The sequence below is a fragment of the Delftia lacustris genome, from assembly GCF_040267515.1.
GTDB lineage: Bacteria > Pseudomonadota > Gammaproteobacteria > Burkholderiales > Burkholderiaceae_C > Comamonas > Comamonas tsuruhatensis.
Genome location: NZ_CP141274.1, coordinates 5,503,453 through 5,517,152, shown reverse-complemented (window position 1 = coordinate 5,517,152; position 13,700 = coordinate 5,503,453). Strand labels below are relative to the sequence as shown.

Genomic DNA, 13,700 nt, shown 5'->3' with positions numbered 1-13,700 from the left:
AGACCTAGCATGCCCTCCATAACGTCGGCGCAGCCCGGCGACCCATAGGAGACAAGCAGCATGAGCATGAGGAAATGGGCCGGCGCCTGTGCGCTGGCAACCCTGGCGGCGGGCTCCGTCGCCGCGCAGACGGCCGCCGGCGGAACGGTGCGCATCACCAGCGCCTTTCCCGCGGGCAGCGGCCCCGACGTGGTGGCCCGGCTGGTCGCCGACAAGCTCTCGGCGCAATGGAGGCAGCCGGTCGTCGTCGACCCCAGGCCGGGTGGGGCCGGCGTGGTGGCCATCAATGCGATGAAGAACGCGCCGCCCACGGGCAACGACCTGGTGGTGGTGGACGTAGGCCACTTGTCCATCAATCCGCTGGTCTTGCGCAAGCTGGCCTATGACCCGCAAAGCGAGCTGACGCCGGTGGCGCTGCTCTACAAGACCGCCTTCTTCGTCGTGGTCGGCGCGCAAAGCCCGTTCCACAGCCTGGCCGAACTGATGGCGGCGGCGCGGCGCAGGCCCGGCATGACCTATGGCTCCAATGCGGTGGGCGGGCCGCTGCATCTGGGCGCGGCCCGGGCCGCGACCGCCATGGGTGTCGAAATGATGCATGTCCCCTACAAGGAGACTTCGCAGCTGTACGCCGCCGTGTCGACGGGCGAGGTGGACTGGGCTTACGGCAGCATTGCGACGTCCGGCCCCCTGCAGCAGGCCGGCAAGCTGCGCTTTCTTGCCGTGGCGGACAGCCAGCGTTCCCCGGCGCTGCCCGATGTGCCGACCGTGCAGGAGGCCGGTGGTCCGGCCGGCATCGATGCGCTGACCTGGGTTGCGCTCATGGCGCCCAAGGGCACGGCGCCGGCCGTCGCCGAGCGCATCAACGAGGCGGTGAACCGGGCCCTGTCCGCGCCTGACGTCAGGGATCGCCTGGCCGGTTTTGGCTTCTTCACCAGCATCGGCCCCGCAAGGCAGGTCGCTGACCTCATGCAGGCCGACCGCGAGCGCTATGCCCAAGTGCTGCGCCGCGTCAAGGTGACCGTCGATTGAGCCCCGGGGAGACGCCATGAAGACCGAAGTTGCGATCATCGGAGGAGGGCCCGCAGGGCTGATGCTGGCCATCGAGCTGGGCTGCAGGGACATACCGTGCGTGCTGATCGAGGAGCGCAGCGGGCCGCCGACGCTGCCCAAGGCCAATGCCACCTCGTCCCGGACCATGGAGCATTACCGCCGCCGGGGCTTTGCCGACCAGGTACGCAGGCTGGGCCTGCCGCCCTCGCACCCCCAGGACATCGTCTATTGCACGCGGCTCACGGGGCCCGAGTTGGCGCGCTTTCGCATTCCCTCGGCCGAGGAGGCCGCCTCGGGCACGGCCTATGGCGACTACGGGGAACAGGCCTGGCCCACGCCCGAGCTGCCGCATCGGGCGCAGCAGATGTTCATCGAGCCCGTGCTCAGGGCGCAGGCCGAACGCCATGCCAGCGCCGTGCTGCGTTTTGGCCTGAGGGCCGAGGCGGTGCGGGACACCGGTTGCGCAGTCCAGATCGAATGCCGCGAGCCGGACACGGGCCGTACCGAGTTGCTGCAGGCCGCCTATGTGGTCGGCTGCGACGGGCCGCGCAGCCTGGTCCGCCAGGCCATGGGCGTCGTCTACGCAGGCCATGGCAGCGAGCGGCGGGACTTCCTGGGCGGCCAGATGATGTCCATCTACTTCCGGGCCCCCGGTCTGTATGGGCTGATCGGCAAGCCCAGGGCCTGGCAGTACTGGGCCGTCGGTCCCGGGCAGCGCGGCCTGCTGTGCGCCATCGACGGCGTGGACCGGTTCGTGCTGATTGTGCAGCTGCCCCAAGGCACCCAGCCTGCCGATTTCCATCCGCAGCAGGCGCTGCAGGCCGTCGTCGGCCGGCCTTTTGCGCACGAGCTGATCGCGCTGACCCCCTGGAACGCGGGCTATGCCCTGGTGGCCGAGCGCCTGCGGCACGGCAGGATGTTCATCGCCGGCGATGCGGCGCACCTGTTCACGCCCACGGGCGGCATGGGCTACAACACCAGCGTGGACGACGTCGTGAACCTGGGCTGGAAGCTGGCGGCGGCCATCCAGGGGGCGGCCGGCCCGGCGCTGCTGGACAGCTATGAGGCCGAGCGGCGGCCGATCGCCCAGCGCAACACCCGTTTTGCACGCAGCATGGCCGACAGCATCGGATGCCTGCCGGTCACGGCTGCAGTGGAGCAGGAGGGGCCCGCGGGCGACAGCGCCCGCCATGCGCTCGGGCAGGCACTTTCGGAGCATGCGGCACGCGAGTTCAACATCCCGGGGCTGCAACTGGGCCTGCGCTATGCCGACAGCCCCGTCGTCGCCCGGGAGTTGGCCGAGCCCCCGCCGGACGAGCCCAACCGCTACCTGCCTGGAGGTTATCCCGGCACGCGCGCTCCGCATGTGGCAACGGGGCCGGACCGGTCCCTGCTCGATGACTTCGGACGCGATTTCACACTGCTCGCATTCGGCCCGGACGGCCCGGACGGGCTGGAGCCCTGGAGGCAGGCTGCTGCGCAATACGGCATCCGGCTGGATGTGGTGAGGCGCGAAAACGGGCAGACGCGTGCGCTGTATGGCGCCGACCGCGTCCTGATCCGCCCGGACCACCACATCGCCTGGCGCGGCGACGGTGCGGCGCCGCCGACCGAGGTCCTGGCGCTGGCACTGGGCCATCGCACCCCGCCGGTGGGGCCCGGCTAGCCCCGGCCCATCCGGCAGCCTGCCCCCGGGGCCGTCCGGCCTTGCGCGTTCCTGACCCTGGCCAGTCCGGCCGGGGGACGCCGGCCTGCGCCTGAGTCTGCGCTTTCGCCGTCCTGGCCGACATCCATCACTTTCAGGAGACAACATGCCACATCCCTCCTTTCCTGTTCGCGCCGCGCTATCCGCGCTATGCCTGGCCGGTGCCGCTGCCGTGCCCTCGGTACCCGCCCAGGCCCAGGGCGTCACGCTCTATGGCCTGCTCGATGCATCCGTCGAGCACCTGACCGATGTGGGCCAGGGAGGCGCTTCGCTGAACCGCATGCCGGGCCTCACCGGCAGCGTGCCGTCGCGCATCGGCCTGCGCGGCTCGGAGGACCTGGGCGGCGGCCTGCGTGCCCTGTTCACGATGGAGCAGGGCCTGGCGCTCGACGCGGGCGTGCTGAACCAGGGTGGGCGTGCCTGGGGGCGCCAGGCCTTCGTCGGCCTGTCCGGCGACTGGGGCAGCCTCACACTGGGGCGCCAGTACACCATGCTGTACTGGTCCCAGCTCGATGCGGACATCCTCGGCCCGAATGCCTACGGTGCGGCATCGCTGGACAGCTACCTGCCCAATGCGCGCGCGGACAACGCGCTTGCGTGGCGCGCCGGCCTTGGCGGCTTCACCGTCGGCGCAACCTACAGCCTGGGCCGTGATGCCGTCAATGCGGGCCCCGGTCCCGCGGGAACCAACTGCCCCGGCGAGCAGCCGGGCGACTCCAGCGCCTGCCGGCAATGGTCGGCAATGCTCAAGTACGAGGCCAAGGCCTGGGGCATCGCGCTGGCCGTCGATGAAATCCGTGGAGGCCCCGGCGCCTTCGCAGGCCTGACCAGCAGCGCGCGCAAGGACCGTCGCTCCACCGCCGCGGGATGGGTGCGCTGGGGGGCATGGAAGCTCGGCGCCGGGGTCATTGCCCGCCACAACGACGGCCGTCCCGATGCGCCACGCAGCTATCTCTGGTACCTGGGCGCCAGTGTCGCCGCCACACCGGCCCTGACCCTCGATGCGCAGGCCTTGGATCTGCGTTTCAGGCGAAGCGACGACGGGGCCCGGCTCTTTGCCCTGCGGGCCCGGTATTCGCTGTCCAAGCGCACCACGCTGTATGCGACCGCAGGGCATCTGTCCAACGAGGGAGCACTTGCGCTGTCGGTCAGCAATGCGGCGCCAGGCGCCGCGCCCGCCCCCGGGCGTTCGCAGAACGGCTTCGCTGCCGGCGTGCGGCATAGCTTCTGAGGCTCCACCCGTATGCAGGGTCCGCGTCTCGATCCATTTCCTTCCCACTTTCCACTTCCCGTCCCAGGAGACAGACCATGAAACTGATACGCCACGGCGCCAGCGGCTGCGAGAAGCCCGGCGCCATCGATTCCCAAGGCCAGGCGCGCGACCTGTCGGACCTGGTGCCCGATTTCACGCCCGAGTGGATGGCGCCCGGCAGGCTGGCCGCGCTGGCCGCCGTCGATCTGCAGCGGTTGCCGCTGGTGGCGCAAGGCAGCCGCCTGGGGCCCCCTGTCGCCGGCACGCGCCAGTTCGTTGCCATCGGGCTCAACTACCGGCGGCATGCCGAGGAGTCGGGTCTCGACATTCCGAAGGAGCCCGTGGTCTTTCACAAGGCGCTTTCATCGCTGGCCGGGCCGGACGACGAGGTGCGCCTGCCCGAAGCGTCGGTTGCCACCGACTGGGAGATCGAACTGGGCTTTGTGATCGGCACGCGCGCAAGCCGCATCCCCGTGGAAGGTGCGCTCGCGCATGTGGCCGGCTACCTGCTGGCCAACGACATCTCCGAGCGTGACTGGCAGATCAAGCGCAACGGCCAGTGGGGCAAGGGCAAGAGCTTCGATGGCTTCGGCCCGGTCGGGCCATGGCTGGTCACGGCCGACGAGCTGCCCGACCCCCAGGCCATCGAACTGACGCTGTCCGTCAATGGCGAGGTCATGCAGCGCAGCAGCACGGCAGACATGATTTTTCCGGTGGCCTGTCTCGTGTCCTATCTGAGCCAGTTCATGACGCTGCTGCCCGGCGACCTTGTCATCACCGGCACGCCCGCAGGTGTCGGCCTGGGCATGAAGCCGCCCCGCTTCCTGAAGTCCGGCGATGTCATGACGCTGGACGGCGGGGTTCTTGGGCGGCAGCTCCAGCGGGTGCGGTGATGGCCTCGCCCGCCCACCGGCCGCGTGGCGCTGCCCGCCGGTCTTCGCACAGTGAACATGCAAAGGAGGGGACACCATGAACAGCCTTCCCACGCCATCTGGAACGACACCTGGAACGCCGTCCGGCGCGGCCGGGCAGCCGGCCGTGCATTCGATCGATGAGTTCGTCTTCAGCGTGCCCGATCTCGAAGCGGCGCGGCATTTCTACGCCAGTTTCGGGCTCGAGGTGCGCGACATCGACGGCGCGCTGGCGCTGCACACCTACAGGCATCCCCACCGCTGGGCGCGGGTGCTGGAGGCCGCAACGCACAAGCGGCTGCAGTGGCTGAGCCTGGGCATCCATGCGGCCGATCTCGATGCCTTCTCGCGCCGGATCGACGGCGCGGGGATCGCACGCATTCCTGCGCCGGCCGGTGCGCAGACCGACGGTATCTGGATCGCCAGCCCCGACGGGGTGCCCATCCAGCTGCGTGCAGCCGCCAAGAGCTCTCCGTCGGCGCCCGCACCGCACGAGCTGCCGCCGGCCTGCTGCAATGCCGGCCGCGCGCCGGCTCGCAGCCTCATGCCGCAGATCCGGCCGCTGCACCTGTCGCATGTGCTTTTGTTCTGCGCCGACGTGGATGCCGCGCTGGCGTTCTACACCGATGTGCTGGGACTCAGGCTCTCGGACCGCTCGGGCTCGGTCATCGCCTTCCTGCACAGCCCGCACGGCAGCGACCATCACCTGCTGGCACTGGCCGCATCGCATGGACCCGGCCTGCACCACAGCAGCTGGTGCGTGCCTTCTGTCGATGCCGTGGGCATCGGCGCCCGGCAGATGGCTGAGGCGGGCTATACGCAGGGCTGGGGCGTGGGCAGGCATGTGCTGGGCTCCAACTTCTTTCGCTATGTGCGCGATCCGTGGGGCAGCTTCGCCGAGTACTCCTGCGACATCGACTTTGTCGAGGCGGGCGCGGTGTGGCCTGCGGCCGACCATCCTCCCGAGGATTCGCTCTACGTCTGGGGGCCCGACGTGCCCGCCGACTTCGTCACCAACCACGAGCCGCCACGCTGAGGTGCCCGTCAATGCCCCAGACGCAGGAACGCCCCGCTGCCTTGCGGCATCGGGGCGCTGTGCAACAGGGCCGGCTCTTTGGCCGCCTGTCGGTTGATACAAGGATCTGGCGGAGGCTGTACCTTGCGGACAGCATCCGCAGACTGCTACGAGCGATAGTCAGGCTTGCTTTTCTTGTAGACAAGACGCTTGACCACACTGTCCGACACCCCATAGCGTTGACCCACACCCTTTAACGTGTAGAGCCCTGATGCGTAGGCCTCGACGATCGCTGCAGCCGTCTCAGCATCAACCGACAACGCCCTTCCGCAATGCACACCACGCGCCATCGCTTCGCGCTGCCCAGCTACGGTCCGTTCACGTATCAACGTGCGCTCGAACTCGGCCATCGCCCCCAAGATTTGCAGCATCAGTCGACCAGCAGCAGAGCCTGTATCGATAGGCTCCGTCAGCGACCGGATGGACGCCCCGGCACGCTCGACACGATCCAGGATTTTCAATAGGTCAGACAGCGACCGAGCGACCCTGTCGAGCTTATAAAAAACGAACTGATCACCCGATCTCAGGGAACCCAGACACTCCCAAAGGACAGGCCGATCGATTTTTGCACCACTTGCCTTTTCTTCGAAGACGCGCACAACCCCAGCAGCACGCATGGCCTCAATCTGCAATGCGGTATCCTGATCTTGAGTTGATACACGGGCATAGCCGACCAACATAAACACACTCCTGTACTGTATGGATGTACAGATGCTATGGAGCAAAGCAAACGACGCAAACCCGAACAACACGTAGCGCACGGAAGCACAACAAGACCGGGAACGAAATTCTTTGATGCAACCTACAACCCAAGAGATACGCGAGGAGAACACATGCTCAGATGGCTCAAAAAGCTTTTTAGAAAAAAGAACCCACCACTACTCAAGTCGCGCCGGGAACAGGAACGCTTTGACCCTCATTCGATCCAGTACGATCCGAAACGCCACCGCCGTCAACGAGGACAGGCTCCGCATCGTAAGGATTAAACGGCCGCTGGATGCGCCATTCGTCGCACGCAACACTACTGACATCGAGCAACCGGCGGGAACCATTGAAGCAGACGCAATGGTCATTGATGCACATCGCGCCAGTAATCAGAGGCATAGCAACTACTCGCCGAATTTCGTCATATGCTGGAGCAGTCCAGGGTCGATCCGAGAGCCTAGGAATAAAGGCAATGCGCTCATCGGGCGCAACCACAGGCGCAGAAGCACGAGCAGCCACAGCATCCTGCCGGGCTGGCTGGGTTGCCGCATTAGGACTCACTGGCAGTGGCTCAGGCGCCACGGGATGCAGCCGAGCGTTGATTGCTCTGTATGCAAACCAGGACATAACAAACACAGTCAAAAGCGCTGCAATCATCACAACAAGCATCCACGGGAACGAGCGAACAGGCTTAACATGGATACTCGCGCTTTTGTATTTGCCAAAAACACTTTTGGGCAACCTGTAACGCTTCTTGATTGGAGCGTTTTTCCATCCAGTACGGCAATTATCCGCACACTCAGGCCACTCATACCACCAGCGGCCGAGAATTCCGAGATCGCGTAAATGCACGTGCCGACCAATCAAGGCGCGGACATTGGCATGAATGAGATTAGGCCCCTGGGTGATGATGTAGAAATCAAGCCCGCGATGCCGGTGCGTTTCAAGCAACGCAATCATTTCGGGTATTTTCTGGCCAGGACCAGAAGGCCGCCATATCCGCTGAACCTCATCAATGATGATGACGGAGCCATCAGGCACCGTTTCATGCCACTTCTCCGGCTCTGTCAATTCGATATGCGGAATGAGCAATTCAGGAATGCCATTCACATATAGCTGACGCTCTTTACCAAGCTCTTCGAGCATGGAGACCAAGGCAGCACTCTTACCCGTGCCGGGATTGCCAGTAATAAGAGTAAGCATTTATGACCCCTGCCCGGTTGTCTGCAACGCAAATCGCTTCATGACCATCCAGGCAAGACCAGAAACAATACCGCCGCTTGTAATGGACATTGCGTCAAAAAAACCAGCCATTGCGAGCAACTGCAAAACTTCGGCACCCAAGCCAACGAACGCACCTTTAGCAGCATCAATAGCCGATGTGAGCGCAGTATCCGCACCCTCATATGTCGTATAACCGAATCCAAGAGACACAAGCACACGCGAGACAAGCGGCCAGGATATGCTAGCCAGCCACTGAGCAATGCCATCCATTTAATCACCTCGCCTTGTTAAACCCACGAACGCCAAAGCCGCCGAAAGCCACGCAAAACCAATTAACAGCGGCCTTATCCCATTTGCAAAGTCGCAAAGCAAATCCCACTGAAATGCCATCGGCTTACCCATTATTTCAAACTGGCGAGGGGCGGGGCACGTGCCATTTTGAGGCCCCATGTCCCTAGGCTCAATAGTCATTGGGACTGTTTTCTTCGGCAGCTCCTTAGCTTCAACATTGCCAAGCTTCTGACAGGCAACAATGTCGGGATACATCTCGCATAAGCCGGGATCCTTCTCCTTTGGCTTATCGTCGGGATTACCGTCCGTGTCAGGCTTCGGATTGGGATCTGGATTTGGAGTAGCCACAGGCCTATCAACGGGCTGAAGATCAACCTGCCAGGGGCTTCCGGGCACGGGCGCGGGAACAACTCTCACCCCAGGCTGATTCCATGGTTGATTATCAGGACCGACCTGTTTTGACGGATCAAAGCTAGGGTTAGGAACGGGATTGCCAGTTGGCACAAAAGTCGGCTGAATCTGCGGCAATTCAACTGGCAAAGGATGCGGCAGAGCCTCGGGCAAAGTTTCTGGCATTGGACTCCGCCTGATCCTTTCATCAAATTCTTCTTGCTCTATCGGACGCCATTTAACCTCAGTGCCGGCATTGGGATTATTGCGACGACTAACATAAAAGCCGTCGTTATACGAGCTATTGTTGTAGGTGTACTGATAATGGCAAACAAGATCGTTGGGCAGATATCTAATAATCGACGCACCTTGATAACCTGGACGACCAGATAGCGCAGATGCAAATCGGTCACATGCAGTCTCAAAATCGCCTAACCAACCCGTATCAATACCACTCAAGGTAACCCGATACTCATATGGTCCAGTATTAATAGATTCATCCTGCACTTTCCACTTGCCTTCTGCTACATCCCAAATTATTTTCCCAACTCCAAGCCACATAGCAATAGATGCCGCAACTCGTAGAGTCGGATTCATAAAGATCAGGGCAGACGCAATACGAGGCGCATTCGCCGCGAAACGCATAGTCGCAGGGATGCTAACCGCACGCCCGCCAACATTAAGAGCAGCGTTAGTGCGCACCGTGCCATTTACAAGCTGTGCAGTGTTAGCGGCATTGCCAAAATTAAAGGCGCCACCAGCGCCCGAAGCCAATCCACCACCTGGAGACCATCCAGGCGGAGAAGCCAACTGCGCATAACCAGCATGCACAACACCAGATGCGAAAACAGAAATAGCTATTACCAGCGACCGCAAATCAGCCATACAGCCCCCAGCACACCAATAAAGGCAGCGTAAAACTCAGGTGTTGCCATCATTACCCCCGTCACCAACGTGGAAGACAGTGCGCGCAATAAACATCAGGCCATAAACAACGATCCAGACGCCGCCCACCATCCAGCCGAGTGCAAGCCCTTCGGAGGCCTGGAGCAAGCCGCAAGGCTGCGCCTGGAAAGCGCTCACCACTTCAACGAGCGGACCGCCTGAGACCGGACGAAGGCCATATGTGATAGAGGTTGGATTTACGGACATCAACTCAACAACATGAGCCGATCCGCCTTGCTGCACGATGCTGCCAACCTGCGAGCTGGCGACTACCTGCGCGGCCTGAATCTGAGTCGGGTAGCAGGCAGCACCCACCTGAAAAGAAGGCATTACAAACTCCGCGACTTAATAAAGCGGTGAGCAAACAAAGCCACACGGGCGGATAGCACCGCTGCAGATACCCATGCGGCATTGACGCCCATATCAACCAGCAGCGGCACTATCAGTTGCATTACAGCCCCTTGCGGATGAACTTGAATGCGTAGACGGCGACGATGGCCGCCAGCACGATGCCCGCGACCTTCAGCGCATCAGTCGACAGACTGCCGAGAGCCGTCGTGACCTCGGTCGGCAGTTCGGCATGGGCATTTCCCATGGCCACAACAGCCAGGGCGGGAACAGCAGCGACGCGAGCGCCGTACTTGCGGGCAACGGAAAAGGTTTTTTCGAACATATAAAACTCCAGTTGATAAGAGAAAACGATGCTGCGAATCAGCACCAGCAAACCCCGCACGCGAGGCTTGCGGAAACCGCTCACTAGCCCTTCAATTGGTAGCAACGGAACACGACAGCCTCACCGCCGCAGTGATCGTGCACAGCATCCACAGCCGCCTCAGGCGTTGCGAATGGCGTTGCGTTGATGACGAGTGGCGTGAAGTCCACACCGCCCTCACCATCAGCGCGCAGGAACGTGTAGTCGTCAGTCGATTGCACGTAGTAGCGTGGCGAGATTTGCATACGTGTTCCCGGGAACGTAATGCGATCCCTAACGGCCAGTAGTTAGGTAGCTGCAGCCGACTTAGAGCCGCCTGCAACTGCCTTCGGGGTGAGCTTGTGCATCACCGTTTTCATGGTCTTGCCGTTGCTGACCATCTCCATCTCCACATCTGCGACGAAGGGGAAAGGCAGGTGCTTGTAGGCCTCGAATTCCGCCGCCGTGCCAAGGTTGAACTCAGTTGCAGATGCACCCTTGGCGTTGCCCTTGGACGTGTCCAGGTCGATCAGGGCATAGACCTTGGTGCTGTCGTATGCCGTGCCGTTTTCGAGCGTGCCCTTGCTGGCTTTCATGCCCACGACCTGGATGGTTTGATTGAATCGCATGGTGTTTCCTTTGATCCGGCTTATTGCAAAAGACCCGCGCCGGCCGGTGCGGCGGGATTCATGAATTGGGTGAATTTGCTCAGGGCCTCAGTGACCCCGTGCGACATGGATTGCAGACTCAGACCGCGCAAGCTGCGTGGGACTTTCCGGTGAGCCTGATCGAGCACGATTCCGTGCAGCCAGTCCTCATCCGGCATGATCTTTGTGATCTGCGCCAAGCTTGGCGCGACAGTGCGAACGATCCAACGGACAAATTTGTCCGCAGACGCTTCGCCCGCCTTGACGCTTGTCGGAATGCTCGTTCCGGTTTCGCGGTCACAGAGCAATTTGAGAGCCTCATAGCCCCCTGCGTAGTACTCTGCCGCGTTGATGACGGCATCCCAGGGAATGACCCGGCCAGCATTGCGAAGCTCCAGTTCAGCGCGCAGCCAGGACCCAGCGAAATTGCCGTACTGGTGATCTTTTTCATAGAAGCGTGCGAGCTTCCCGGACTCGCGTTTTCCCACTTGGAATGTGCGGCTGTGACCGTGCAACGGGATGTCATCGACGGTGCTACCAAGCTCCCAAGCCCCATGCGTCGTGTACTTGGGCATGCGCTTGCGGTAGCTGAATTTGTGGTCTTTGTAGAGGCCCACGACCTCTTCAATGGTCACTTCGCCCGCGAAAAAATCCTTTGCCGCATCAATGCGGGTGATCGTCGGCGCCATGTCCGCAAAGTAGTCGTGGACACGCTTTTCCCAGCCTGGACGGGCATGCGTGCAGCCTTCGCCCTTGAGCGTGAAACAGATGGTGCCCCGCTGGCTTTCGCCGCCTGCGCTGACACTGGCCACTTCGTGACCGTTTTCGTTGTCGACCGTGTACGTGTGTTCGTAGTAATCACGGCCAGGACGCTCTATACCCAGCTCGAAGCCCAGCAGGTTTGCGAATATCAGTGCGTAGTACTTGACTAGGTCACGGTCCTCGGTCTCGCGCGGAATACGCTTGGTGTCGGGGATCAAATCACGCTTGATTGTGAAGCGCAGGTAATCAACGATGACGCCGCTTTGGGCTTTAGCCGCCAGCTGGCGACGTTCGCACAGCAGCTTGACACGACCACCCTCGATGACCAATTTTTCTTCGTTATTCATAACGCCCCGCGCCCTGAACTTTGTTTACCCCCGTGTTACTCGGGGGGGTATGAAGACGTGCCGCTGCGGCCGCGGCGCCTGCGCTAAAGCTGCATGTCACCGCGGCCGCAGCGGCATCGCCCAAGGCTCCCGCATCGCAATCTCCAGCGGCAAACGAGGCAGGGCGCATCCCTTCGGGACCGGGCTCTATTGCTGCGCAACCAAGCCCCTTCGGGTCTTGGCCCATTCGGGTAACGATCCCTTGCGCGGAAGAACGAGCAGCAACGCCGATAGCAACGGGTACGTGTTGCACAAAGGTTGACATGGGGGGTCTGCACCCCCATACCCCCAGCCCCGCAGAGCCGACACAGGGTCGGCATGCGGGTCCCCGGTTGTCTCCAGAACAGGGGGCGGCTTGAGTCAGCGCCTGATGAACAGCGCAAACAGTCATGCCGTGACCAGGACGGCAAGCGTGGAGATGAACGGTCATTGGCGCACCCCCTGCATAGCCTCGAGGCGGTAGAGCGCGGCCGTACTGCGGTCCGCATAGCGACCCGTGCGCGCGAACTGCGAGACCTGGGCAACGCAATCCTTGTATGCGCGCACTGACTGGACGCCAGCCTGCGCGATGCTTTTCGGAACAGGGCGCGAAATGGCAGCCTGAGCACGAATGCGCAGTTCCTGGCGGGATGCAATGAAATCGCTCATAGCGAAAACGCCGCCAAAAAGTAAACGGTCTGAAAAACCACACCGACACACACACACCAAAGAGCCCAAAAGAAGACCCAGACCCAAGTAGGCATCATTGCAGCGCTCCATCACGGCGCACGCCGTACAGGCCCACCTGCTTCCAGTTGCGATTGCATTCGGCGAAGCGGACCATGCTCTGCAGCAGCTCGTTTACCGAGCAATCCAGCTCGGCCGCCGTCTCCTTCAGCTTGGCGATGATCTCGGGCTTGTCTGTGTAGTCAACACGGGCCTTTGCAGCCCTGTACGCAGCCTTGCGGGCTGCAGAGTCGGCGTGGACTGCAGCGCGACCCTTGCGCTTTTCGTTCCCGGTGCAGCCCTCATCGCTGCTCTGAGCCACCAGAGCCAGGACGGGCCTGGACACGACGGGGCTGCATTCAATTTCTGGGAACGAAAGCTGTGTTGCTGGCATGGGTGGCTCCATGAGTTGGTAGACTTCACACATAAAACGCATGTACATACGTTTCGTGTGTTAAATCCACTATACACACATTTTGTGTGTGACGCAAGGAGAAGTTTGCATGTCAACCCGCACCCTGATTGACCAAGCGATAGCAAAAGCAGGAAGTCAAGAAAAGCTTGCAGACCTACTAGGACTCAAGCAACAGAACATCAGCGCGCTCCGCACAGGCAAGCGGCATACGACAACGGATCTAAGGGTGAAGCTTGCAAAGATCGCAGACTACGACCTCAAAGTCGCTCTGATAGAGCAAGCGATAGAAGATTTAGACCCTACAGACGAGGTCCAGGCCGAGGCAGGCGCGATGCTGCAGGCCGTAATTGATGCGTTCCCGAACGCTGGATACTGGCGGAGGCTGTGAGATTCGAACTCACGGACGGTTGCCCGTCGGCAGTTTTCAAGACTGCTGGTTTAAACCACTCACCCAAACCTCCGAAGCTCCGTATTCTAGCCGGGCTTGCGTGGGTCCCGAGGGATGCGTGCCGATGCACGACCCGCAATCAAAAAGGCGCCCCTTCG

Annotated in this window: 17 protein-coding genes and 1 tRNA gene; 6 read left to right on the top strand and 12 right to left on the bottom strand. The window is 62.0% G+C overall.

What is annotated here, in order from left to right:
- Positions 1-60: 60 nt before the first annotated feature.
- The 5 genes from U6958_RS26730 to U6958_RS26710 all read left to right on the top strand — a co-directional run bounded on the left by U6958_RS26730 (position 61) and on the right by U6958_RS26710 (position 5,954).
- Complete coding sequence (locus U6958_RS26730; RefSeq protein ID WP_047325902.1) at positions 61-1,029, top strand: tripartite tricarboxylate transporter substrate binding protein; 969 nt, start codon at positions 61-63, stop codon at positions 1,027-1,029.
- A gap of 16 nt (positions 1,030-1,045) precedes the next feature.
- Positions 1,046-2,716, top strand: a complete 1,671-nt coding sequence (locus tag U6958_RS26725; protein ID WP_074921637.1) for an FAD-dependent monooxygenase — start codon at positions 1,046-1,048, stop codon at positions 2,714-2,716.
- A gap of 145 nt (positions 2,717-2,861) precedes the next feature.
- Positions 2,862-3,986, top strand: a complete 1,125-nt coding sequence (locus tag U6958_RS26720) for a porin (protein WP_074921636.1) — start codon at positions 2,862-2,864, stop codon at positions 3,984-3,986.
- Between the two features lie 77 nt (positions 3,987-4,063).
- Positions 4,064-4,900 carry a fumarylacetoacetate hydrolase family protein gene (locus U6958_RS26715; protein ID WP_016449792.1) on the top strand — a complete coding sequence of 279 codons (837 nt, stop codon included), beginning with the start codon at positions 4,064-4,066 and terminating at the stop codon, positions 4,898-4,900.
- A gap of 76 nt (positions 4,901-4,976) precedes the next feature.
- Positions 4,977-5,954 (top strand): VOC family protein, encoded by a 978-nt coding sequence (locus tag U6958_RS26710; protein ID WP_074921635.1) that lies wholly within the window; start codon positions 4,977-4,979, stop codon positions 5,952-5,954.
- 146 nt (positions 5,955-6,100) lie between these two features.
- Here U6958_RS26710 and U6958_RS26705 read toward each other — a convergent pair whose 3' ends face one another.
- From U6958_RS26705 to U6958_RS26655, 11 genes are all read right to left on the bottom strand, one after another.
- A complete protein-coding gene (locus tag U6958_RS26705; protein ID WP_074921702.1) occupies positions 6,101-6,673 on the bottom strand; it encodes a recombinase family protein in 573 nt (190 codons plus the stop codon).
- Between the two features lie 202 nt (positions 6,674-6,875).
- Positions 6,876-7,901: a zonular occludens toxin family protein gene (locus tag U6958_RS26700; protein WP_074921634.1), complete on the bottom strand. Its 1,026-nt coding sequence runs from the start codon at positions 7,899-7,901 to the stop codon at positions 6,876-6,878.
- Positions 7,902-8,192 carry a DUF2523 domain-containing protein gene (locus U6958_RS26695; protein ID WP_074921633.1) on the bottom strand — a complete coding sequence of 97 codons (291 nt, stop codon included), beginning with the start codon at positions 8,190-8,192 and terminating at the stop codon, positions 7,902-7,904.
- Positions 8,193-9,488 carry a virulence factor TspB C-terminal domain-related protein gene (locus U6958_RS26690; protein WP_143044533.1) on the bottom strand — a complete coding sequence of 432 codons (1,296 nt, stop codon included), beginning with the start codon at positions 9,486-9,488 and terminating at the stop codon, positions 8,193-8,195.
- Between the two features lie 36 nt (positions 9,489-9,524).
- Entirely contained in the window at positions 9,525-9,878 is a 354-nt protein-coding gene (locus tag U6958_RS26685; protein ID WP_143044532.1) for a hypothetical protein, read from the bottom strand.
- Between the two features lie 121 nt (positions 9,879-9,999).
- Positions 10,000-10,305 (bottom strand): major capsid protein, encoded by a 306-nt coding sequence (locus U6958_RS26680; RefSeq protein ID WP_208607052.1) that lies wholly within the window; start codon positions 10,303-10,305, stop codon positions 10,000-10,002.
- On the bottom strand, positions 10,305-10,505 hold the full coding sequence (locus U6958_RS26675) for a hypothetical protein (RefSeq protein WP_074921630.1): 201 nt from the start codon (positions 10,503-10,505) through the stop codon (positions 10,305-10,307). Before U6958_RS26675 ends, U6958_RS26680 begins: the two co-directional genes overlap by 1 nt.
- Before the next feature lie 42 nt (positions 10,506-10,547).
- On the bottom strand, positions 10,548-10,868 hold the full coding sequence (locus tag U6958_RS26670) for a hypothetical protein (protein WP_012204025.1): 321 nt from the start codon (positions 10,866-10,868) through the stop codon (positions 10,548-10,550).
- Positions 10,869-10,888: 20 nt separating this feature from the next.
- Positions 10,889-11,995, bottom strand: coding sequence for a replication initiation factor domain-containing protein (locus U6958_RS26665; RefSeq protein ID WP_074921629.1), 1,107 nt, complete (start codon positions 11,993-11,995; stop codon positions 10,889-10,891).
- 465 nt (positions 11,996-12,460) lie between these two features.
- Positions 12,461-12,682 carry a hypothetical protein gene (locus U6958_RS26660; RefSeq protein ID WP_143044531.1) on the bottom strand — a complete coding sequence of 74 codons (222 nt, stop codon included), beginning with the start codon at positions 12,680-12,682 and terminating at the stop codon, positions 12,461-12,463.
- A gap of 94 nt (positions 12,683-12,776) precedes the next feature.
- Entirely contained in the window at positions 12,777-13,133 is a 357-nt protein-coding gene (locus U6958_RS26655; protein ID WP_143044530.1) for a hypothetical protein, read from the bottom strand.
- Positions 13,134-13,242: 109 nt separating this feature from the next.
- Here U6958_RS26655 and U6958_RS26650 point away from each other — a divergent pair, with 109 nt between their 5' ends.
- Positions 13,243-13,542, top strand: coding sequence for a helix-turn-helix domain-containing protein (locus tag U6958_RS26650; protein WP_074921626.1), 300 nt, complete (start codon positions 13,243-13,245; stop codon positions 13,540-13,542).
- On the opposite strand, the gene U6958_RS26645 is transcribed toward U6958_RS26650, so the two are convergent.
- Positions 13,528-13,615: transfer RNA gene (locus U6958_RS26645), tRNA-Ser, on the bottom strand. The two genes, U6958_RS26650 and U6958_RS26645, sit on opposite strands and share 15 nt — an antisense overlap.
- Positions 13,616-13,700 lie beyond the last annotated feature (85 nt).